The following is a 23,063-nucleotide window of genomic DNA, read 5'->3' as shown; positions in this document are numbered from 1 at the left end:
TACACATAATTATTTAAACACTCGTACGCCTTAATTAAATGAATGACTCTTTACATTTTAACTCCGAAAAGCATAATAGATATTATTATATTCTCTAACTAAAGGGTGATCATGATGATAAAGAGCCGATTGTTTCGCGAAACTGATGCAGACGAAGTTGCCAAAGTAGTCGCAGAAACGCTAAGAACCACAAATATTTCTGATTATTCACATGATTATATTGAAAGAACAATTCAAACGCTGACGCCAGCATTTTTTACAGAAAAGAGTACTCAAACCCATTTTTATGTCATTTGTGATAACTCTAAAATTATCGGTACCGGCGCTATTGGATCTTATTGGGGAAGCCAAACAGAATTTAGTTTATTTGATATTTTTGTTCTTCCAGCTTATCAAGGCCAAGGCATCGGAAAATCAATTATTCAAACCTTAGAATCCGATTCCTTCTTCAAACATGCAAGCCGCATAGAGATTCCAGCCTCAAAAACTGCTTTGGGATTCTATCAAAAAATGGGATATACTTTTAAAAATAATATTGACTCACTGGATGATGAACAACTGTACCGACTGGAAAAATTTCCGCAAAAAAAATAGCGTGACCTTTTTAATACCTATTAAGTAATGAGTCATCGGGTTGTTTTTAACCTAAATTTGGACTGTCTTTAATTCAATCCCATTTCTACTGAGGCCAAGTAGTCACCCAAATCAATCAGTTTCACGCACCCCTGTCACTACCGTAAAGTTTCACGTGAAACATCCTCCACTCACAGTAACCTAATCATTCTCCCCGTCATCTCAATCACACCCTCTTGGCTCAACTTCGTAAATTGACGACTCAGAGTCTCCGGTGTAATGCTCAACCAATTTGCCAAATCACGTTTACTCAACGGTAATTTGAAATAATGGCTACCAATCTTTCCCGCCGTATCCTCAAGATATTGAACTAATCGATCATGTGAAGTGAGCGTTCCATATCGGGCACTGCGGTTTTCTAAATCCGTCAGTCTGTTGCCAAACGCGTTGATGATGCTGACGGCCAAGGAAGGCGTCTTCTCAAGCAACTCCTGAAAATCTGACTTCCTAATCGAGCAAACGAGTGAGTCCTCTACCGTTTCAGCGAAGTTGTGGTGCGTTGATTCCGTGAAAAGTGCTGCTTCGCTATCGACCGCATGACCATCTAAGAAGTAGAGAATTTGTTCCTGCCCGTCTTCATCCAACCGGTAAACTTTGACGCGCCCCTGGTCCACCACTAATAGTCGATCCACATCCGAGCCAGCCTCATAGAGCGTTGTTCCGGCGGGAAATTGTTCCTGATGGGTTGAAATGGTCGTTAACTTCTTAATTGTATCGTCGTCCAGTCCAATAAAAATTGGCGCCGATTTAACGCACTCGAATGCGGAATGATTTTTCATCGTTTTCCTCCAAAAATTGACATTTATCAATTTATTTTGATTAACTTGATTATATACTAAGTTCAGATAAATCGAGGAGGAACTTTTATTATGACAAAATACGAAGCACAGATTGTTCCATTAAACGACACGAAAATTGGTACGAGCGCCCATGGGACTGCAACCTTTTTAGAAGAAAACGACAAACTAACCATCACCATTGAAATGTTCGACACCCCCGCCAATACAGAACACTGGGAACATTTTCATGGTTTCCCAGATGGCAAAGATGCTGCAATTTCAACCATTGACCAGGATACCAATCTTGATGGGTTCGTCGATTTGATGGAAACTGAAGCCGTTTCTGGCACAACGATGGTCGCATTTGACGATGCTCCTGAAAACATCGACATCCCCCATGATCGTTATCCCGTATCTGACGCTAATGGCCATTTCTCATACACGCAGGTCGTTCCCCTATCAACCTTACAAGCTAACTTTGAAAAAGCATTTGGCAGCAAGGACCTTCAACTAGACAAACGGGTCATTTACATTCACGGTGTACCTGCATCTCTCGAATTACCAGCTACGGTTGCTGGGATGGTCGGCGACTTTGATGCGCATGTGACGCTACCAATTGCGGTTGGTAAGATTAAACGAGTTGACTAGGTGATCGCATGAAAATTCTACATTTATTTGTCCTCGCCATTTATATCATCGGTCTCATCGGCATGCTCAGGATGCACATGGACTTTGCCATGTATCTGATGTTTGCCGGAATGATTATTGAATGCGTTGTCCATTTGGTGGTACCGAAGAAAAGATGAGGTAAAGCTTGATTCGATGAGAATCGGGCTTTTTTCATATCCAAATGCTTTCCTTTGACTTTAATTTTAACTGATGATAAATTATTAAAGTCCAAATCGTAATAATAACGATTTACTTAGTTTAAAGCGAAAATGAAAGCACATAATCATTAACTACAGGAGGTTCATCATGGAAAAAACAGATTTAGCCAGTGCTCACCGTCGATTAAAAAGTCCGGATATCAAAGCACGTAAACGCGCATTAAAGGTAATTAAAGACGCCAAACGTAACAGTAAGAAAGCTTAAGCTTAGATAGGAGATCTCACTCATGGCAGTTCCAGCAAGAAGAACCTCTAAAACCAAAAAGAACCAGCGCAGATCACCAAAAAAATTGGATCAACCTAATGTCTCAGTTGATTCAAAAACTGGTGATGCGCATATGAGCCATCGAGTGTCGTTGGATGGCTATTATAATGGGAAAAAGGTAATTTAGGTGACTATATTTTATGTAAGGGCTTGATTCAATCTGAATCGAGCTTTTTTTATTGAAAAGATAGACGTCATCACCAAAACCTTGTAATATAAGCAAGTCTGTCAAATAATTAGGTATAGAAAGAGAAGTAAAATGATGAAACAATTCAAAATTCAAAGTTTAATTCTTATATTAATTGCGTTTACGCTGGGGATTAGTGAATTCCTAATCGTCGGAATTTTAGATGACCTATCAGCGCAGTTTAACGTCTCCGTTGCTGCGGTTGGCTATCTGGTGACAATCTTTGCCCTGGTATATGCGGTCAGCACCCCATTTATCACGTTGCTAATTGGTAAACATAATCTATTTTGGGGACTATTTGGCCTCATGGGTATCTTTACGTTTGGTAATATTTTAAGCTTCATCTCACCAAACTTTACCGTATTTACCATCTCCCGGATTATCACGGCGTTAGTTTCCGGCGTTGCCATCTCAATTGCGCTGTCATTTGCCGGTCATATCGCCCCACTGCCAAAACGAGGGTGGTTATTATCTTGGGTGTTCGCTGGATTTAGCATTGCTTCCGTGCTCGGAGTTCCACTGGGCACCTGGATTTCAACTAATTTGGGCTGGCGGATCTCATTTTTAACCATTATTATCATTTCGTTTATCACAATGGGCCTCATTTTAGCGTCACTGCCTCGTGACTTTAAACAGCAAGCCAGTAGCATTATGGGTCAGTTAGCCTTATTAAAGGATCGTCGAATTCAGGTTGGAATGTTCTTGCCGATGTTTAACCTTGCGTCTATTTATGTCTTCTATACATATTTGCGCCCCATTCTCACGACCCAATTGCACTTCTCGACGGGCATGCTGACAATTCTCCTATTTGTCTTTGGGATTACCAATATTATTGGCAACCGGATGAGCGGCAAATTAACTGAAGGGCCCGGACTCAACGTCATGCCTCAGGTCTACATTGGCCAATTTGTACTACTCCTCATCATGCCCCTTGCCTTCCTTTATAGTTGGGTGGGCGTCCTCGTCTTAATGCTGCTGATTACCAGCATGCCACTCTTGGGCTCCCCCATTCAAATCCTCTTCTTACAAGTAGCGGAAGAGGCTTACCCACAATCAATCGTTCTGGCATCCTCTCTCAATTCGATTTTCTCCAATTTTGGAATTGCGTTGGGATCCGCAACTGGCGGTGTGTTAGTTAGCTCAATCGGTATGAATTCCGTAGGGCCTGGTGGTGCCATTTATACGGTGATTACGTTTGGACTGACGGTTTGGCTGATTAGGTTGAATAAGAAAAGTAAGGCAGCTGAATAAGTGTTACAGGAGAAATATTTTGTTCAAAAATAAAGTCCTCTTCAAATGAAGGGGGCTTTATTTAGTCAAACATCAAAATTAATTTGTTTCCAATGTCCTAGGCCAAACAACTATAGGAGCAGCTAATTTACTACTCACTTATACAGGCGCAACCTTACTTAACCCGAGAATTACTAAGGAAAATAAACTTTGATTTTAATTAGATCGCAACGACGTCCCATTTCCACGCCACATTTGCGTTATACTATGTATGCAAATTAATCACATATTATCCTCGGGAGGATTCATCATGAAAAAAAGACTCATCATCACCTTAGGCATCTGCTTTGGCTTGTTCGGCCTTGGCGGTGCACTTGTTGCCCAGCCACATCAAGCACAAGCAAAGACCACCTATACCAAAGTTAGCGCGAAATATGGCATTTTTGACACAACTTACTACGTCAAATCGAGCAAGAAGTCCGTTTACATGTGGAACGCCAGCCATACAAAGAAAATCATCAACTTGAAAAATTATCCAAGCCAAACGTTCGTTAAATTGTCTGAGTTAGTGCTGAAACATGGCAATACCAAGGCAGTTTACTACCGAACTTCAACCGCTTTGCGTGGCAATGGAAAAATAGTCACCGGTTACGTTTGGCGGGGGAACTTAAAGGCGGGTGTCAATCCTAATCCCAACAAATTAAACTACGCTGCGCTATCTCAATTTAATTCAACTAAAACGTACGCCAGCTATATTCAAAAGGGAAATTACCAAAAACTAGCTAAATCAGTCGTCAAATTATTCCCTAAGACACCGGTTGATTTGAATCTTAGTAGAATTGCCGCGTACAACGAAAGCCTCAGCACTTTCGATGAGGGGACGACTTGGTTTGAGGACCAAACCTCAGTCACAACTACTGGTTATACTGATATTATTCCGCTCAATAGCGCTATGAATACCCTTTACAAACATAAGACTGCCAGCAATGCTAAGAAACTTGCCTACCTCCAAACGGCACTCAACAAAGCCGGCTACAGTGCTTCCAAGCGTGCCAAATTATCAGGCTACAAGCTTGGCATTTACTTCATTAACAACATACCCGATACTTACCGCTCAATTATTGAAGATGGTGGTAATGGTCGTGCCGCGGGTTATGCCTTGGTATTAGCTAAGCGTAATTCCGAAACACCAGATGTCCATTTCATCACTGAATAAACCAAATCCCCAAGGTTGAAACCGCAGCCCTGGGGATTTTTTGTATTCTTATTCTCAATTTTGCGGTATTCTACATACATGAACCTACACTAATGCTAAGGAAATGACTCATGAAAATTATTATTTCACCCGCCAAAAAAATGCAAATAGATACCGATAACTTTGCTAGTACAGCATTGCCGCAATATTTATCAGAGACTAAAAAAATCGTGACTGCACTAAAATCTCATAACTATGATGAACCCAAATCCATTTGGAATTGTAGCGACAAACTTGCCCGAGAAAATTACGATCAGCTGCAACGCCTCAATTTAGAAACTCAGCTTACGCCTGCTCTGATGGCCTTTTCGGGCATTCAATATCAATACATGGCACCCGACCTTTTTACGGAACCAGCCCTAGATTACGTTCAAGCCAATTTAAAAATATTATCTGGCTTCTATGGCATCTTGCGACCATTTGATGGTGTCGTTCCCTACCGGTTGGAAATGCAGTCACCACTTGTGGTTGAAGGACATCAACGACTCTATGATTTCTGGGGCGATAAACTTTACGATGCATTAGGTAGCAGCGCCGGCGAACCCATTATCAATCTGGCCTCTCAGGAATACGCTAAAGCCATTCGGCCTTACCTACCACCGGATACGCCCTTTATCGAAATTGTCTTCGGGCAACTAATTGATGGCAAAATAAAAATCCGCGCCACTTTTGCTAAAATGGCCCGGGGAGAAATGGTTCGATATATGGCAGAAAACGACGTGCAAAAAGCGGCTGAATTGAGGAAATTTAACCGCTTAGACTACCAGTTTGATGAGCAACGGTCGACGAAGGAAAGACTGGTGTTTGTGAAAGCATAATTCTTTTCAGATTATGAATGACTATACTTTTGCCAAACCTGTTTGACTAAGCTTAAAACGTATTCTAATTGACTATCATTTTCCAGTCGAATCTCATAGTCTCCGTTTCCCCAATGCCCCGTTTCACTGACATCGCGAATTAGATTCTTAGGATCCTTTAATTCACCCATAGGAAGATTAATCCACATTTTCATAGCCTGTTTTTGTAGAAGAAAGTCTACAATTTTATGCTGATTAATCCGAAAACCAATGTATTTAGATGTTGGCTTTATTTCAAACGATGAATCCCACTCCAGCAAAGCATCTTTCATTTTTTGATAAAGATTCTGGATGCTTTCAGAGCCCGCCGCTACTAGTCTTTCTTCATTTGGTGCAATTAGTTCGGCAGCATTATCTAAGTTAACACCTTTATCTTCACGAACTGCTTTCTTATTAGAATTATGAGCAAAATGCCCTAAATTACTAGGCCGCAAAATTTGATTCAATGAAAGATGATTATTTCGATATTTTTTTGCTTCAAATAATTCAATTGGTAAATCAGGATTATTAATTGCATCCATTTGGTAGGCGCTAAATCCGCCAGCGACAAAGATGACCTTTACCTGCGTCCAATCGAAATCCTCAATCCCTTTTTTTGCTTGAAACTGTTCGTTATAAACGAGTGCAAAATCAGCCTTATGATTTAATAGTGTATTCAGATAGGCAAATCCCTGATCAATGACACTATACTTGGAGGATCTCTTATACTCCACAATAACAAATGAATCCGTACTCTGATCAAAACCAACCGTATCAAGGCGGTATTTACCAACGACAAACTCACTTGCGACAAATTGAATTCCTAATGTTAATTCAAGATTGTTTTCAATTAGGTTTTGTAATTCTCGCTCCAATTCAAAATTACTGCCATCTACCTTTTTCAGGTCTTGGTTTTCTATCTTAAAAAGTTCCAATGTATTTTTTCCTCCAAAGTAAAACGCATATCATGTAAATTGTTGATACTAAAATCAGCATTTTTCATTATCCTCTTTTTTTATAAAGCAAACTACCCTTTTCCATTTGCTTAAATTTTCAAAGATTCCAAGCAGTTTATCGTTTTACTGATATAATACCTTGAGGAATACAACAGCAGTAACTGCACTCAAATAATGAATAACTTAGGAGCCACACCATGAATGAGATTTTAAAAGCACAATTTTTTGTTGATGATCTTTCAGACGATCAAAAAGCAAAAATCACAGATATTAACAATTACATTGAAAAAGGACTCAACGATAAGTCCCATTCCATCGCGATTATCGAGGGTGGTGCGGGAACCGGAAAGTCAGTCGTTTTAATGGAGCTGGTTCGCCAATACATGACCGACAAGCGCTATAAGACCGCATTAGTCGTTAACCATCCGGAACTATATAAAGCTTACCGTGACATTGGTGAGGCAATCCCAAATATGAACGTGAAGTCCATTTTGCGACCAACAGCGTTAATTAATGACGCGCAAAAGAATCATAAAAAATATGACGTTATTTTTGTCGACGAAGCCCATCTCCTCTATTCCAAATCAGAACCCTACGCGCACTATCGCGGACAAAATCAACTAACTGATTTGATGAGTATGGCCAAAGTGGTCGTCGCCGTGTACGATTTCGACCAGGTCTTCCAGTCTAAGATGTACTGGGACAAGGAGTTGCTCTTTAAGACGATTGGTAAGGACCCCTACAAAGTATTTGATATGGATTTCCAATACCGAATGGTCGCCAGTGATGAGCAGGTTGCCTGGATGGACGATTTATCTGCTGAAAAGCCATTGAAAGCCTTCCCGAACAATAGCGACTTTGAGTTTAAGGTGTTTGATAAAGCCGGTGACTTGTTTGAAACTATCAAAAAGCGCAACAAAGAGTTTGGCATGAGCCGTGTCGTAGCCACCTCTGGCTTCCCACGAATTGATGGTCGCCATAACGTTGAAATGGATACTTTCAGCCTACCTTGGGATGAATGGGATCCACAACGCACCCCGTGGGCTAAACGTGAGGGATCGATTACCCAAGTTGGAACGATTTACACGCTGCAGGGATTTGATTTGAATTACGTTGGGATGATTATCGGCCCTTCATTTGGCTACGATAAGAAGGCGGACACCATGACCATCATTCCCGAAAAGTATTCTCATAAGGAAATTTTCAAGAAACGGAAAGATATTCAATTTTCCCAGGATGAATATAAAACCTTCATCGCAAACGTTTTGAACGTGTTAATGAAGCGTGGTAAGTATGGGCTGTATTTGACGGCCTATGACCCTGCGTTGAGACAGCGATTGATGGAATTGGATGAAGATAGGAAGTAAGTTCTATATACTACTTCACTTTACAAAAAGTAGGTGCCATAAGAGGCACCTACTTTTATTTTCCATGGAGACTTGTCAAAAGTTCTCGCTCCATCTTTCCAGTTTTGTCATCTCTGAACATAGCATATACAGGAAAATTTGCAACATCATTCTCCTTACATTTCTGAACGAGTATTTTGGTTATTTTTATCTTATTTTCATTGCTTGTTTTAGGACCAAAAGTTATTGATTTCAATTCTGAAAAATCATAAAAAAATGTCCTACTTTGAGTCGTAGAATATCCCTCCATAAAATTAGAAATAATAAGACGCGACTCTCTTTGTGTGATCCACGAAGAATCCTTTGTTAATACTGTTTGCTCGGTCCATTTCCAGTAGTTATCTTTTAGATTTTCTTTTATTTGATGAGTATCGTTTCCCCAATCATAATTTGCAAATATTCCTGTAATCATTGCATCCGGTAGTTTTCCTATAGAACTAAAAAAATTAAAACTTTGTGCATTCTCATATGCCACTTTTTTAAACTTATGATTACTGCTATTTCCTTCAGAATCCCTTAAAGTGATTGACTCATCATTCTTATACTCTATTGCAATCCCCTCATAATTAGTATAATCATGCCACATCCGTCCGTCTGAATAATCATCTGTAAATGAAGCAATGTAGCAGTTTTCTAATGCCATATTCCTTAATCCTTCAAAAAAACTGTCCATCAACTTTTCACTTATTTGATAATTAACGAATTGCTGACTATTAACATCCAACTCATTTTGGTAACATAAAGGGTCACTAGTAAATTTTGACAAAATATCTACACGACTTGTTTCTTCGCATGGTACTTTATTGAGTGTACTTATTATCTTCTGCACACTATCCAATTTTTTCACCATTTGTTTATTCTTTTTTTCAAGTTCTGTTTTCTTATTAACAAATGCTCCAAATTGCTGCGAGTAAAAAATAGTTAAAAATAAAATATACTGAGTAATTATCTTACGCAACTGACGTTCATATACTTTTCCTGACGCTGCAAAAAGCGCTATTAAAGCCCTCACTCCGCCTATATTTAAATATCCTTTAAATTCCTCTCCATCATAATTATAATTTCTACTAGTGAGATTCGTTTTTAATGGGACCATGGCTGGTACATATTCATCAAATTTTTCGCCAACGATTCCTTGATTAAATGAAATATGTTTGTAGAACATAGCAAAGAAACCTTGCCACAATGCCTCATTTCCGTCAAAATACATTGGATATCTGCCTTCATACATATCATCTTCAACACTAGCCGGAGCAAAATAGATGGATTGTTTTTCTAACTCTTTAAATTTCAAAAGAGTATCAATATTTCTTAATCTAAAAATAACTTCACCTTCTATAACAATTTTGAATCACCAGTTTCACCATATTTCCGGTAAAGCCTTACATGTTTGCAAACCTTCACTTATGATACGGGCTTCCCTCGTTAATCATAAATGCCCGGTATACCTGCTCCGTCAGCACCAGTCTCATCAATTGGTGAGGAAGTGTGAACCGGCCAAACGAAATCTGTGTGTTGGCACGTTTAAGGACCTCTGGTGTCAATCCGAGTGATCCACCAATGACAAACGTGATATCAGAATGTCCATAAGTAGTTAATTGCGCGATCTCGGCAGCAAATTCCTCCGATGAACGTTCCTTCCCTAAGATTGCGAGTGCGTACACGTACTCGCGGTCTTTTATTTTGCCCAAAATACGTTCGCCTTCCTTAGCCATCACGTCATCCATCTGGGCCTGACTCAAAGATTCAGGAGCCTTCTCATCTGGAACCTCGACAATTTCAAACTTACAAAAACGTGATAATCGTTTTGCATATTCAGCAATTCCCTGTTTAAAGTATTTTTCCTTCAGTTTACCCACACCAATAATTTTAATATTCATCATAGACTCCTTAGCCATTATTTCTGCTTTCATTTTACGCTATCCACCGAAAAATGGAACTATCAACAAGTTATGCACAAAGTTATCCACAGACTTAATTCACACTTTATTTTAATTGTAACCGTCAACATGCTTCAAAAACGGCATTTATAATAGACCCCTAAAAATAGTTATCAACAGGTTAAACAAAACAAGCGTTCCTATGTTACAGTCAAACACTTACGGCCACAAGGGATTAAGGAATTATCCCCAGTTGTTGACAAAGTTATCCACATTAGCCTGTGGATAACTTAAAAATTGAGCAAAATAAAGTTATACCAGTATCATTTTTAAAATATACACAAATTTTGACTTATCCACAAAGTTATCCACAGGTTCCTCTGATTTATCTCACCCGAAGTTTTACCCTTATTCCACTATTTTTATTCGGACTTTTCGTCTCTTTCACGCTGCAAATACACTTGATTCCGCAAGCATTCATTTTCCTAGTTCGGAAAACAGACAAAAAAGCCCGATAGACGCGCTCGTCTATCGGACCTTTTTTATGCTAAAACCAATCGATTGTGTGACTCAAAATGCCGTCTATCGCCAGTTTTTAGAAATTTTATTTTATGCATCATTTATGAAGCAGTTTTATTAAGCGTTACCGTCTCAGTCTTCTTGTTTCCGTTGTGGTAGTAGGTCACTTTGACCTTATCGCCAACTTTGTAATTATACAGAAGATCACGTAGCGTCGTATTTTCAGTTACCTTTTTACTCCCAAGGGCCGTAATGACATCGTACTTCTTAATGCCGGCCTTGCTTGCGGGCGAATTGCTGCTTGGCGCTGCCATCACAACGGCACCGTAAGAAACGCTACTTGGTAATTTAAGCGTTGATTTTTGTTGGGTCTTAGAGATTTCCGACAAATCAACGTACTTGATTCCCAATGCTGGTCGGGTAATCTTACCACTCTTAATGAGTTGATTAATAATCTTCACAACTTCATTACTTGGAATGGCAAAGCCCATCCCTTCAACGCTAGTACCTGAGCTGTCAGAAGCTAACTTCATCGAGTTAATCCCGATAACTTGGCCACCTAAATTAATCAGTGGACCACCCGAGTTACCTGGGTTGATAGCGGCATCCGTTTGGATAACCGTTGCAGTCCCATTCGTTGTTTCAACCGTTCGCTTCTTAGCTGAAATAATTCCTTGTGTCAATGAGGTTGCGTACTCTGAACCAAGTGGCGATCCAATCGCAAGCGCTGTTTCACCAACCTTGATAGCTGATGAATCACCAAACGTGGCAACCTTATTGATATCGCTTGAATTAACCTTAATAACGGCTAAATCAGTCACGCTATCCTTACCAACAATTTTGGCTTCCTTCTTCTTACCAGAACTAGTAATGACTTCTAGCGCGTTTGAACCAGATACCACGTGGTTATTTGTGACGATGTAAGCCGAGTTCCCAGATTTCTTATAAACGATACCTGAACCCTCTGAACTTTCCTCTAAGGAGCTGCTAGAGGACGATGATGACTCACTGCTACTCTCGCCAAACAAACTTCCCAATCCATCGCTACTTGAACTTTCTTTTTGCAAATTGATAACCGAAACAACGGCACCCTTCACATTTTTGAACGCAGTTTCAGATTTAGAACTAACGTTAACCTTCACGTTGCTCGTCGATGCTGTACCACCACTGTTTGAGCCACTAGGAACTGAAGTTGTATTCACGTGATTATTAAAGTAGGTCATTCCCCCATAGGCAATGCCCCCACCAAGTAAACCGGCAATTAATGCTGTTATGGCAACCTTTGTTAGCATACCGCCGCCTCGCTTAGCACGAGTTGGTTGATCTTGGTTATCTAAGTTTTGGTTCTCATTATTATTATTATCCATATTGATTCGGCTTTCGCCTGACCTCCCTTTGGATTTAGCGCAAAAGAAAAACGCCCTTATTTAAACCTTTTACAAGTCTATATTACCGTTAACTTGTGAAAAATGTTTGAATAAAGTCGCTAAATTCTCGTTAAATTATTAAATTTTATTAAAGAGAAACAATTCCTGATGCCTTATCAGGATCCGTATCGAGTAACTGAAAGTCGTGTCCCACGCCGTAATCGTGGTTCGCCATCATTGAAGCCACCGTCAAATGGGCAAGCGTCTTGATGTTATTTTCCTGACTTAAATGGCCAAGGAAAATGCGCTTCGTATGGTTGCCAAGCACATCCATCATCACGTTAGCGCTATCCTCGTTGGACAAATGCCCCTTATCACTTAGAATCCGTTGCTTCAATGGCCATGAATAGCTTCCCTGACGTAACATTTCAAGATCATGGTTACATTCCAGCAAGTAGCCATCTGCGTCCTTAATCGTGCCCTCAACGTGCTCTGAGACCATTCCCGTGTCCGTCAAGATGACAAACGACTTCCCATTATGATGAAATGAGTAAAATTGAGGTTCGGCTGCATCATGAGACACGCTGAAACTTTCAACGTCCAGGTCACCCATTGATAGAGTGGTATCTGGTGCAAATAGGTTCTTTTGGTCAGCAGCAACTTCCCCGATTCGGTTAGCCATCGCATCCCAAGTTCCCTTGTTGGCGTACACGTTTAGTTGTGGATAGCGTCGTGCTAAAATGCCAACTGCTTTGCGGTGATCACTGTGTTCGTGGGTCACAAACAGAGAATCGACATCATTCAGACTTTTGCCAATTGATGCCATTAATCCTTCAATTTTCTTGCCGCTTAATCCGGCGTCAACCAATACCTTGTGCTGACCCGTTTCAATGTATGTGCAATTGCCAGTACTACCGCTGGCTAATACGCTGACTTTTAGTCCATCATTCATTGTCATTAAGTGCTCCCTTTTATGTAAAAAGCCGGGACAATGGTTCTGCCACCAGCTCTTATTCCGTTATCTTTAATTATGGCTCGATTATACACTATTTTTTAATCAGTCGTTACCGATTTGGCTGACGTTTCACTTTTAAGAATGGCACCAGTAAACGCATTAACACGTCTCAGGTACGTCCCCGTCGTGTTATTGGTCTTCATCGCAATAATCCAAGTTGGCACGTACACGCTACTTTCCTGAATGGACAGTAGTTTTGTATATCCAAGTTTCGTCCACTGAATCTGTGCCCCGTTTGGAATTTCATTATATTGATACAACCAAATTAAGGCCCGTTGTTCGGAAATTGTGTCGGTTTTTTCACGTAAAGACTGGACGTCACTCAAATATCCTTGAGTATATCCGGTGATTTCGTTATTGCTAACTTTAAAGCGAACTTCACCCATTTGAGAATAAATGGAACCATTGGTCACATCTTGCACGTAAATTATCTGATTTTTGGTCGATAATTGCTTGCTGTAATGGTATTCCTTCCCATGAGAAACCTGACTAGAATCCTTCATCATGATGTCAGTTGCCTTTTCTGCCGTTGAATTACTGATGGCAACTGGGGTCTTGAACGTGCTGGTCAACTGGTCATCACTGTAACTCGTTGATTGACCAAGCAGTGAACCGGCCTTATCTTCCAAATCATTATTATTACTACTCGAAATGTAGTATCCATCAGAACTTTTTGCAGATGGTTGGCTAAATTTAATTTGATCACTTTTCATTTCCTTGATGATGGTCCCATTTGAATCGCCAGTTTGGGCACTGCCACTTGTTTGAACAGTCCCACTTTGCCTAAACGACACAAATAAGAAAATATCAATCGCAACAAAGATCACTAAGAATATCCATTCAATTCGTCGAAAATCCACACAATTTCCTCCTTTCCTGATTGCTCAAATTAGTTACTCAACAATGACTCGTAAGTCCGCCATTTTCCCTGATATCTCACGTACCAAGTTGGGTTTAAGTCAACGACTTCACTTGACGCTTTATTCTGCTTCCATTCATAGCCTAGTTGAATATTATCAACATCCGCTTCCTTAATACCCGCCTGTTTCAGCTGATCCAGCATCGATTGGGTTGTCGGCAGGTCCTTATCTTTCTGTCTTGAAGGAACCGGCACCTGTAATCCGTACAGCGAGAAGTTGTAACGTTTGATGCTTTGACCCTGCAACTGAATGCGTGCAGTCCCATATTCTGCTTGATTAAAGATTGGGAAGCCTTCAACGAAGCCACGGTAGGCAACGCTACTCGTTTTTTTATTGTAATAGTAGAATCGCGTGTTATCTAACGGAATGCCAATCTTTTTCAGGTCACCATATGATCGCAGCAACATGTTTGTATACGTATTAATCGACTTCATTGAGCTGTAATCACCGTAAGTGACAAATCCCGTTTTCGTATTCACTTGCAAACGATGGTAAGAGCCATCATCATACGTTGTCACATTTTGACGTTTCTTAATTGAAATGTTGTCATTATCTGAACTCATCAGCCGGTTAACAAAGTTATTGGCATCCTGTTTGTTAATCATGTAGCTATACCGCGGCATTTTTAGGCCTTTGTTAATGAAAACAGTTGGTTGATCACTGACCATCTTGAGATTAATTGGATACTTAATTAAGTTTGTTTTTAAAACGCTGCGTAATTTACTCAATTTTTGACCACTAACAGTAACCCGATAAATTCGATAACCGTTATCGTTTAGAAGATAAATGTGCTTCGCATCGTCCATTTTGATTTGAATTCGGTTAAATTTTCGATTGCGAACACCCTTCAACTGGTTCTTAAAGACGCGATTGAAAACCTTCACGGTAATGCTACTATCGTAATTCATCATCACGGTGTCCGGCCGGCGCAATTGCGCTAAATAGTCGGACTTAGAGCGTGATTTAACTAAAACCATTCGATTCGATTTCCAAGTACTCATTCGGTCCCGAATTTCAGTCACTAAATTAACCTTGTGATTATTCACCAAATTTTGATTGCCACCAACATCCGTTGTGATGACCTGAACTGGCAAATAAATATCACGAATTGATTTCGTACTCAAATCCCGTTGGGTACTCGTACTCGTCACGGTATCTTCCTTGTTACGTTCATACCTCACTGGATTATTTGTCCAAATAAACCACGACAAAATCATGCTAAGAACGACCGCAACCAGGAGCGCCACTGGTAAAAATATTTTTCTAGTTACTTTCATCCCAAAGGTCCCCCTCGTACGGTTCATAAGGTAGCGTAATGTAGAAAGTTGAGCCTCGGCCTTCGTGACTATCAACCCAAATTCGGCCACCCAGCATTTGGACAGTTTCTCGTGAAATTGCCAACCCTAGTCCAGTTCCACCTTGTGCTCTAGCCCGGGCCTTATTAACTCGATAGAATCGATCGAAAATGTGGGTCTGATCCGCCCGCGGAATTCCCAATCCTTGGTCACTGATACTGATGATGACGTTGTTATGGGTTTCCACCAAACGGCAGGTAATGACGCCACCATCTGGCGAATACTTGATGGCGTTATTCATGATGTTATCAAGAACCTGAGTAAATCGGTCCGTGTCAATTTCTACCCATAAATCGCGTTTGGTAAAATTACGCTTGATTGAGTAGTTCTTTTCCGGTTCTTCCTCATCGCTCTTCTTTTCGTTACTCGTAATAATCATGTCGAAGCGATCGAGGACATAGTTAAATAGCTCGTTCAAATTGACGAGTTCTAAATTCATCTTTTGTGTTCCGGAATCCATTCGTGACAGCGTTAATAGGTCATTAATCATTCGAATCATTCGGTCAGTTTCTTCCTGGGTCACCTTTAAAAACTTGGGTGCAATCTTCGGATCCTTCCAGGCACCGTCAGATAAAGCCTCGACGTAAGAACGCACGCTTGTCAGCGGTGTCCTTAACTCATGAGAAACGTTTGACACGAATTGTTTTCGATCCTGATCAATCTTTTGCTGCTCAGTGACATCATGAAGGACACAGACGAGTCCGCTAATGAAGCCAGATTCCCTTTGAATCAATGAGAAGTAAGCCTGCAAAATTAAGTCATGTTCATCAGTTGAAAAATCGAGAATAATTTCGTCTGGATTTTCGAGGAGATCTCGCAATGAGTATTCCTTGCGAATATCCAGGATATCTAGGATTGATTTGCCAACAGCATCATCATTTTCTAGATCCAAGAAATCATTCGCCATTTCATTAATCGTGATGACGTTTCCTCGTCGATCGGTTGCTAAAACACCGTCAGTCATATGGGACATAACGGAATCCAAACGACGTCGCTCTGATTCAGTTGATTCCTGAGCTTCTTCAACTCTGACAGACAGGTTATTAACGGCGCCAGCAAGTTGTCCGAGTTCATCATTTCCATATACGTGAACTTGGCCAGAGTAGTCCCCTCTCGCAATTCGCAAAGTCTGTTTCTTCATTTCATCGATGGGCCGGGTAATTGCTCGCGAAATAACGATTGCCAGCATTAAGCCAAGGACAATCGCAATCAGTGCCGCAAAGACGTAGATCAACGTAATTGTATTGATGTTGCTATAAACGCTATCTAAACTAGCCCGCATGTAAATAACCCCGACAGGCGTGTTGTTATTGCTGCCGGCAGTTTGGCTCCGAATAATCGGTTTTACCGTCATATAGTAGTGATTGTCCCCACTATCAACGGTCGTCCGGTCAATTCCCGCACTTCTTGTATTATAAATAACGCTCTTAATCCCACTATCAGTCGTTTTCTGGCCGACAACGGATTGATCGTTAATTTCATTTGTTCCACGGATGGTTCCCTTACTATCAATGACCTCAATTTGCGCGTTATTAGGCGCATTCACGTCTTGCAAAATAATTCTAATTCGCTTATTTGCGGCACCAGAATTACTGCGCACTAACTGATCTGCCAACGAAGTGCTAACGTACGGCGGTAAGGTCATCTGTGATTTAAATGTATTAATATTTTGTCGTTCAAGCTGTTGAACGAAAATTGCCCCAACAATTTCCAGGGTCACTATCAGCATTAGCGCAAATACGAGCGCAATTTTATAATGAATGGACTGATACCAACGCAGTTTTGTATTCACGCTTTTTTGACTCCTCCGTGCAAATTAGCTTTGTTCGTTATCTGGGTTGCGTAAGTAATACCCTACGCCCCGGCGAGTCACCAACCATGTTGGGTGACTCGCATTATCTTCAATCTTTTCTCGTAAACGTCGAACCGTCACATCAACCGTTCTGACATCGCCAAAGTAGTCGTAGCCCCAAACTGTTTGCAGTAAGTGCTCACGGGTCATTACTTGACCTAGGTGTAATGCCAAATAGTGTAGTAGTTCAAATTCACGATGGGTTAATTCGATATTTTCGCCACGTTTTGAAACGGAGTAGGCGTCTGGATGAATAACTAAGTCCCCAACTTCAATATCTTGGGTTTCATTATCATCTGCCTGAGCGTTAGAAACCGTATTTTGACGACGCAAATTAGCTTTAACACGCGCAATCAATTCACGATTTGAGAATGGCTTGGTAACATAATCATCAGCACCAAGTTCGAGTCCTAGCACCTTATCTAACTCAGAATCTTTTGCAGTGACCATGATAATTGGCATGTCGTGGTTCTTTCTTACCTGACGGGCAACTTCTAGTCCATCAATCTTTGGAAGCATTAGGTCTAAAATAATGAGGTCTGGGTTAACATCCTCAACTTGTTGGATTGCTTCTTCACCGTCAGAGGCAACATATACCTCGTAACCTTCTTTAGTTAAATTAAATTTCTCAATATCAGTAATTGGTTTTTCATCATCGACAACTAGAATTTTCTTCATGGATGTTCCTCCTTAAAGGATTTTCATTTCTCGTTTTAAATTTTTAATTTCAAATTATCGTTTCGCTCATTCCGATTAAGTCACTCTGCCAGGAGCGTCCAGCTAGAATGAATAAACATCCCTAGATCACCATTTTCGGCCATTTAGGATAGATTTTTATTCCAATTTTTAAAATAATTAGAATTAAAGTCATTATAGCACAGACTACCTACTGACGCATAAACTCGGCATTTCTTGGGTCATTTGTCGTCAAATTGTACGGAGATTGTAAATGAATTTTTAAAAAAAGGTGTTGCGTTGCTAAAAGCTACATGGTAATATTATTATCGTTGTTAACGAGCAAGTTTTGTTAACGCAAATTATATGGGCAGTTAGCTCAGCTGGCAGAGCAACGGACTCTTAATCCGTGGGTCCAGGGTTCGATCCCCTGACTGCCCATCATATAAAAACACTAAACAGTAATCACGCTGCGTTAAATCGCCGTGATTGCTGTTTTTTTATTTCAGCTACTTTGAGTTTAAGCCCATCAGATTAATTTTGGGTTAAATAATCCACTTACAAGTTATATACTACAATCAGAAAGAGGTGTTTATGATGAATGAAACCAAGAACCCGTATTGTCACGAAGGAATGGTTTGTGAACCCGGCTGTGGTTGCGCCAGCTCTGATGGTATTTGTCACTGCCCCATGATCAGTGAAGATAAGTGCGCCTGTGACGGCTATTGTGGAAATCCAAATAAGTCCTAATCAGCTTCCACGCGTGTGGTAAACTTATTTATAAGCTTATTCACGAAACGGACTTGACTATAGTTATGGAACGAAAAAAAATTGATCGATCAAAAATTAAAATTGTGGCCGACAGCTTCTTAGTCGGTCTTTTTGCCGGAATTGTGGTGAGCTCCTTTCGCTGGCTCATTCAGCACGGCCTCCTCATTTGGAAAAGAATGTACCAACTATCTGTTAATTGGCCAAACGCCCTATTCCTCTTAGTTGTGATTTTGCTAGTTGCTGGTATCGTTGGGCACCTCATCAAAGGTCATTCACACATTATGGGTTCAGGAATTCCGGAAGTGGAGTTGCAACTATCAGGGCAACTTTCACTCAAGGCTTTCCCCTTACTCTGGCGCAAATACATAGCGGGGGTCCTTATGATCAGCTCTGGCGGCATGCTGGGACGAGAAGGACCCTCAATTCAACTGGGTAGCCTGGTTGGACAATGGTACGCAGAAGGCCGCCATTTAGATGAACAACGGTGGCGGTTAATGATTGCTGCAGGTGCCAGCGCTGGTTTGTCAGCCGCATTTGGAGCTCCTTTGGCGGGGGCCATGTTTATTTTGGAAGAAGTCGCGCATAGCTTTTCACTTTTACTTTGGTTGAGCGCACTAAGTAGTGCACTTGCTGCTGACCTAGTTTCCGAGCAAGTCTTCGGTCTAAAACCCGTCCTAGATGTCGTTTACACGCACACCCTGCCCCTTCAATACTTCTGGCTTCTAATCCCCTTAGGAATTCTGTTGGGTCTTTTAGGACGTCTCTATCAAGTTGTGACGTTAAATATGCCACGTCTCTATTCAAAAATTCCATGGTTGCCGAGGCGCTACCACGGCGGCATTATGCTTCTCCTGATTTGGCCATTAGGCATTTTGTGGCCAGCCGTCATTGGTGGAGGAAACGACGTCATCAAGCTTTTAGGGACCCACCGCTGGACACTCCTATTTTTACTCGGTGTCGTGCTTGTCCGCTTTATCTACTCGGCCATTTCCTTTGGTTCGGGCGTTCCAGGTGGCATTTTCTTACCAATCCTCGCCCTTGGCGCTGCAATTGGTGCGCTAATCGCGACGCTTGCCGTTAGTTTTCATTTGATGCCAAATATGTACATCCCCAACCTCATCATCGTCAGCATGGCGGGCTATTTTGCCGGTATCAGTAAATCTCCTTTTACCGCGATTATCCTCATTACCGAAATGGTGGGCTCAATTATTCACTTATTGCCCCTCATCATCGTTGCGCTAATCGCCTATTTAATGGTCGATTGGCTGGGTGGTTCGCCAATTTACAACGCACTGGCTTCTCAAATTGCTCTCAAAAATCAAATTAGCACCCCGGCTGCAAAGTTAGATGAACTCACCATTACTATCTCACCAGCAAGTTTAATCGCTGGCAAAGAGGTTCGTGGTGTTGACTGGCCCGCCGGCGTGATTCTAACGCGTGTGCATCGACATAATCGTGAACTCGTTGCAAATGGTGACTTAACCCTCGCTGTTGGTGATCAGCTGACACTTCTATTTGATAGTAACCATCGGCCAAAAATCAATCAATTTAAGGAAACGTACCTTTAACCAAATTAAAACGCCACTACATTTTTGTAGTGGCGTTTTTTTAAGCCTCCTGCGGAATCCAACCCGCAATATCACCAGGCGTAAATTCGTAGGTCAATTTTTTCCCATATGCGCGCTCGTACGCCGCACACTTTTGATCATAATCCTGTTGCATCATCGCCAAACTATTTTCATGCACATTTTTAGTCGCATCGGGATAGATTGGTTTCAGGATATGCATGATGAACTGCACCTCGTTGAAATCAACGCTAACTTGCTGATGGGTATCCACAATTTCAACGAAACACGAAATGATTGGAACATTGAATCTCGCAGCGTAATAGTACGCCCCACGCTTTGGTGGCCGCGGCTTACGATAGTTAAACCACATTTCCTGTTCCGGATAGATTAGGATAAAATGCTTCTTTTCTAAAATATCTGCCAACATATTTGGAAACGGTCGCGCCATGTACTGGGTACTCGTACTCATTGGAATCGTATCGTAAAAATTCATGACGAAACCAACAAATCCCTTCATTTCAAGGTTAGTCGCTTCACTCACGATAAATAGTCGTGACTTACCACTCACCCGCATGGCCTTACTGACAACCGTATTTTCGATTGGACTAAAGTGATTGCTCGTGACAATCGCTCCACTTTTAATCGCTTGAATATTCTCGCTTCCGACAACCTTAGTCGTGCGCATAATCCACTTTGAGGCCACTCGTAGCATGCTTCTTGCGGCAACATTTTTAACCTTATACCGCCAATTTTCATAGTAATGGAGGTAATGATTCACCACTTTTTCTTGCTGCTGCATGGTCATGACCGGATCATTGGTTTCCACTTTGTCGTTAAATCGCTGTTCAGCGACTGCTTGTTTAATATTTTGAATGACTTCTTCGCGGTTTCCCGCCACTAATTTGCTAGCATCCATGTGCCTACTCCCCTCCGTTCAACACCTTTTTAAAGGTAATCTCCTCATCAGGAACACTATTTGCCATTTTAATTAGACTCACCAAATTGGTTTGATCTTGCTGAACGTCTTTTGATGAGTAATGCTTTTTCATTTCTAAAAGCTCATCATAGAAGCCTGATTTACGGGCGGTTTCCCAGAAAAATGTTTCATGTGGAACATTTTCATAGTGCGTTGGCTTCTTGAATAAGTTGTAATGAATAATTTTAGGATCAGCCGTCAACATCTCAGGAACCGCTGTTTGATCATTCCACTTTGGATCCAAATAGAGGGTCTTTTGGTAAGCTAATGCGTTCAAATAGTCCTGATCCGGTGCAATGACACTAAAGTGGTAACGATTAAACAGTTCTAAAAACTGTTTGCTAAAATTAGTTGCCCTAAATTGCTTTAAATTAAGCAAGAGGACACCGGAATTAACATACTTGCCAGCGGGAACGCCCACCGCATTGTTATCGTAGTTGACGCCTTCCGGAATACTAGCGGTAAATGTATCCGGTGCTGCGGCAATTAAATTATCGCCCAATTCCATTTCATATAGTTCCGAAATATCGCCCGGTGCCAACATATCCGCATCCAAATAAATGGCCTTATCAAATTGCGGGAACATGTCCGCAATAAATAACCGGAAGTAAATGGTTAACGTACTATAGTCGCCACGTAATTTTGCGTTATCCGCCGTCATTTGGCGTTCTAAGACGTTTGCCATTGGGACAAATTCAAGTGTAAAGGATGCTGTTTCTTGCTCTTTAAGGCGTTTCTGATTGCGCTCAGTTATATCTTGGTACAGAATAATTGCTTTGTAATCGTATTTTGGTGATGCAGACGCAATTAGTGAATTGATCATGACGCCCAAATAGGGAACGTACCGATCATCTACTGAAAAAAATAATGGAATCGTCTCTCTTATATCTTGCATATCGCTAAAGCCTCCTCAGCTTTGGTTGTAATTCTTGATACTCAGCCAGAATATCATCATAGGCGTGCAGGTTCAGAACCTCGTGCATTTGGTCAACTTGCCAAGGCTTTACCTTCTGCGTGTGAATCCAAGGCCAAAATCTAAAACTCGTGGTAAAGTGCTGAAAAACGGTGTTCTTTCGGAGTCGTTTCTGTTCATTGAATCGCTTTGATACGATTTTCTTGGATTTTGCTAGTTTATTAAGTGCTGATTGATCTGGCATGAAGAGCCACTTAGTTGCGCACATTTGCCGACATTTTTCGAATAATCTTGTCTGTCGAATTTGCGCCAAATTCAGGAGCAAAACGCCAGAGTTCATATAGTCCAGAGAATCGGCTCTTCGATGAAATAACCACTTTCCATATCGATCTAAGACGCCCATCACTTCAGTTTGACCCATTTCCTGATAATAGAATGAATGAAAATCTTGGTGACAAATAATATCAGTATCTAAATATAATAGTTTATCAGGTAAAGACGGAATCAAATCAGCGTAGAGTCTGATCATGCAATATGGCGTAAACATGGTGTTCATATTGGCTGTTGGTGGATTGTCCATGAATTCTTTCGTCACATCCACCTTTGTCACGGTGCTATCGGGACGTTCAAGCTGAACCCGCTCGTTTAGAAATTGAATCGTCGCATCATCAATCGCGTGATACGTTAGTTGCGTCGTCTTGATTGCCGCCGTTAACACAAAAATATGCAACGGCTCTTTCGTATGCTTCAATAGCGAGATGATTGAAATTAAAAGTCCATCCGCCATCTTGTCGTTCCCACAGTATAAAATGTTCAAC

General features: G+C 41.0%; 23 protein-coding genes and 1 tRNA gene. 11 read left to right on the top strand and 13 right to left on the bottom strand.

Annotation, left to right across the window (positions count from 1 at the left end; translation table 11 throughout):
• Positions 1-114 precede the first annotated feature (114 nt).
• Positions 115-594 (top strand): GNAT family N-acetyltransferase, encoded by a 480-nt coding sequence (locus FD44_RS01295; protein ID WP_010619057.1) that lies wholly within the window; start codon positions 115-117, stop codon positions 592-594.
• 170 nt (positions 595-764) lie between these two features.
• On the opposite strand, the gene FD44_RS01290 is transcribed toward FD44_RS01295, so the two are convergent.
• Positions 765-1,412, bottom strand: a complete 648-nt coding sequence (locus FD44_RS01290; RefSeq protein WP_010619056.1) for a Crp/Fnr family transcriptional regulator — start codon at positions 1,410-1,412, stop codon at positions 765-767.
• 87 nt (positions 1,413-1,499) lie between these two features.
• Here FD44_RS01290 and FD44_RS01285 point away from each other — a divergent pair, with 87 nt between their 5' ends.
• From FD44_RS01285 to yaaA, 7 genes are all read left to right on the top strand, one after another.
• On the top strand, positions 1,500-2,060 hold the full coding sequence (locus FD44_RS01285; RefSeq protein WP_133278349.1) for a hypothetical protein: 561 nt from the start codon (positions 1,500-1,502) through the stop codon (positions 2,058-2,060).
• 8 nt (positions 2,061-2,068) lie between these two features.
• On the top strand, positions 2,069-2,218 hold the full coding sequence (locus tag FD44_RS10475) for a hypothetical protein (protein ID WP_155801528.1): 150 nt from the start codon (positions 2,069-2,071) through the stop codon (positions 2,216-2,218).
• 169 nt (positions 2,219-2,387) lie between these two features.
• Positions 2,388-2,504, top strand: a complete 117-nt coding sequence (locus tag FD44_RS10470) for a putative metal homeostasis protein (RefSeq protein WP_010619054.1) — start codon at positions 2,388-2,390, stop codon at positions 2,502-2,504.
• A gap of 22 nt (positions 2,505-2,526) precedes the next feature.
• The gene (gene rpmF / locus FD44_RS01280) at positions 2,527-2,691 is read left to right on the top strand and encodes a 50S ribosomal protein L32 (RefSeq protein WP_010619053.1); all 165 of its coding nucleotides are present in this window, start codon (positions 2,527-2,529) and stop codon (positions 2,689-2,691) included.
• Between the two features lie 135 nt (positions 2,692-2,826).
• The gene (locus FD44_RS01275; protein WP_010619052.1) at positions 2,827-4,002 is read left to right on the top strand and encodes an MFS transporter; all 1,176 of its coding nucleotides are present in this window, start codon (positions 2,827-2,829) and stop codon (positions 4,000-4,002) included.
• A 289-nt stretch (positions 4,003-4,291) separates the two neighbouring features.
• Positions 4,292-5,197 carry a hypothetical protein gene (locus FD44_RS01270; RefSeq protein WP_010619051.1) on the top strand — a complete coding sequence of 302 codons (906 nt, stop codon included), beginning with the start codon at positions 4,292-4,294 and terminating at the stop codon, positions 5,195-5,197.
• 110 nt (positions 5,198-5,307) lie between these two features.
• Complete coding sequence (gene yaaA / locus FD44_RS01265) at positions 5,308-6,054, top strand: peroxide stress protein YaaA (RefSeq protein WP_010619050.1); 747 nt, start codon at positions 5,308-5,310, stop codon at positions 6,052-6,054.
• Positions 6,055-6,065: 11 nt separating this feature from the next.
• Here yaaA and FD44_RS01260 read toward each other — a convergent pair whose 3' ends face one another.
• Complete coding sequence (locus FD44_RS01260; RefSeq protein ID WP_010619049.1) at positions 6,066-7,007, bottom strand: DUF5655 domain-containing protein; 942 nt, start codon at positions 7,005-7,007, stop codon at positions 6,066-6,068.
• 218 nt (positions 7,008-7,225) lie between these two features.
• Between FD44_RS01260 and FD44_RS01255 the strand changes: the two genes are divergently transcribed.
• Entirely contained in the window at positions 7,226-8,395 is a 1,170-nt protein-coding gene (locus tag FD44_RS01255) for a DUF2075 domain-containing protein (RefSeq protein ID WP_010619048.1), read from the top strand.
• Positions 8,396-8,450: 55 nt separating this feature from the next.
• Here the strand turns inward: FD44_RS01255 and FD44_RS01250 are convergent, their stop codons facing one another.
• The 8 genes from FD44_RS01250 to yycF all read right to left on the bottom strand — a co-directional run bounded on the left by FD44_RS01250 (position 8,451) and on the right by yycF (position 18,020).
• Positions 8,451-9,728 carry a DUF2971 domain-containing protein gene (locus FD44_RS01250; RefSeq protein WP_225423052.1) on the bottom strand — a complete coding sequence of 426 codons (1,278 nt, stop codon included), beginning with the start codon at positions 9,726-9,728 and terminating at the stop codon, positions 8,451-8,453.
• 106 nt (positions 9,729-9,834) lie between these two features.
• Positions 9,835-10,314 (bottom strand): 23S rRNA (pseudouridine(1915)-N(3))-methyltransferase RlmH, encoded by a 480-nt coding sequence (gene rlmH / locus FD44_RS01245; RefSeq protein ID WP_010619046.1) that lies wholly within the window; start codon positions 10,312-10,314, stop codon positions 9,835-9,837.
• A gap of 620 nt (positions 10,315-10,934) precedes the next feature.
• On the bottom strand, positions 10,935-12,125 hold the full coding sequence (locus FD44_RS01240) for a S1C family serine protease (protein ID WP_029327472.1): 1,191 nt from the start codon (positions 12,123-12,125) through the stop codon (positions 10,935-10,937).
• Positions 12,126-12,348: 223 nt separating this feature from the next.
• On the bottom strand, positions 12,349-13,158 hold the full coding sequence (locus FD44_RS01235) for an MBL fold metallo-hydrolase (RefSeq protein WP_033445153.1): 810 nt from the start codon (positions 13,156-13,158) through the stop codon (positions 12,349-12,351).
• Positions 13,159-13,253: 95 nt separating this feature from the next.
• Entirely contained in the window at positions 13,254-14,075 is an 822-nt protein-coding gene (locus FD44_RS01230; RefSeq protein ID WP_010619043.1) for a two-component system regulatory protein YycI, read from the bottom strand.
• A gap of 29 nt (positions 14,076-14,104) precedes the next feature.
• Positions 14,105-15,412: a YycH family regulatory protein gene (locus FD44_RS01225; protein ID WP_010619042.1), complete on the bottom strand. Its 1,308-nt coding sequence runs from the start codon at positions 15,410-15,412 to the stop codon at positions 14,105-14,107.
• Positions 15,399-17,282: a cell wall metabolism sensor histidine kinase WalK gene (gene walK, locus FD44_RS01220; RefSeq protein ID WP_010619041.1), complete on the bottom strand. Its 1,884-nt coding sequence runs from the start codon at positions 17,280-17,282 to the stop codon at positions 15,399-15,401. Before walK ends, FD44_RS01225 begins: the two co-directional genes overlap by 14 nt.
• Before the next feature lie 24 nt (positions 17,283-17,306).
• Positions 17,307-18,020: a response regulator YycF gene (gene yycF, locus FD44_RS01215; RefSeq protein ID WP_010619040.1), complete on the bottom strand. Its 714-nt coding sequence runs from the start codon at positions 18,018-18,020 to the stop codon at positions 17,307-17,309.
• 365 nt (positions 18,021-18,385) lie between these two features.
• Here yycF and FD44_RS01210 point away from each other — a divergent pair.
• Together FD44_RS01210 and FD44_RS01205 are read left to right on the top strand one after the other, a co-directional pair.
• Positions 18,386-18,458 (top strand) — tRNA-Lys (locus FD44_RS01210).
• A gap of 374 nt (positions 18,459-18,832) precedes the next feature.
• Positions 18,833-20,356: a ClC family H(+)/Cl(-) exchange transporter gene (locus tag FD44_RS01205; RefSeq protein WP_010619039.1), complete on the top strand. Its 1,524-nt coding sequence runs from the start codon at positions 18,833-18,835 to the stop codon at positions 20,354-20,356.
• A 40-nt stretch (positions 20,357-20,396) separates the two neighbouring features.
• Here FD44_RS01205 and FD44_RS01200 read toward each other — a convergent pair whose 3' ends face one another.
• The 3 genes from FD44_RS01200 to FD44_RS01190 are packed head-to-tail and all read right to left on the bottom strand — an operon-like array spanning position 20,397 to position 23,062.
• Positions 20,397-21,272 (bottom strand): lysophospholipid acyltransferase family protein, encoded by an 876-nt coding sequence (locus FD44_RS01200; RefSeq protein WP_010619038.1) that lies wholly within the window; start codon positions 21,270-21,272, stop codon positions 20,397-20,399.
• Between the two features lie 4 nt (positions 21,273-21,276).
• On the bottom strand, positions 21,277-22,227 hold the full coding sequence (locus tag FD44_RS01195; RefSeq protein ID WP_010619037.1) for a glycosyltransferase family 8 protein: 951 nt from the start codon (positions 22,225-22,227) through the stop codon (positions 21,277-21,279).
• Between the two features lie 4 nt (positions 22,228-22,231).
• Positions 22,232-23,062, bottom strand: a complete 831-nt coding sequence (locus tag FD44_RS01190; protein ID WP_010619036.1) for a glycosyltransferase family 8 protein — start codon at positions 23,060-23,062, stop codon at positions 22,232-22,234.
• Position 23,063 lies beyond the last annotated feature (1 nt).

It is taken from the genome of Secundilactobacillus malefermentans DSM 5705 = KCTC 3548 (genome assembly GCF_001436395.1).
GTDB lineage: Bacteria > Bacillota > Bacilli > Lactobacillales > Lactobacillaceae > Secundilactobacillus > Secundilactobacillus malefermentans.
The sequence above is the reverse complement of the archived record's forward strand: the minus strand, read 5'-3'. Positions and strand labels throughout refer to the sequence as shown.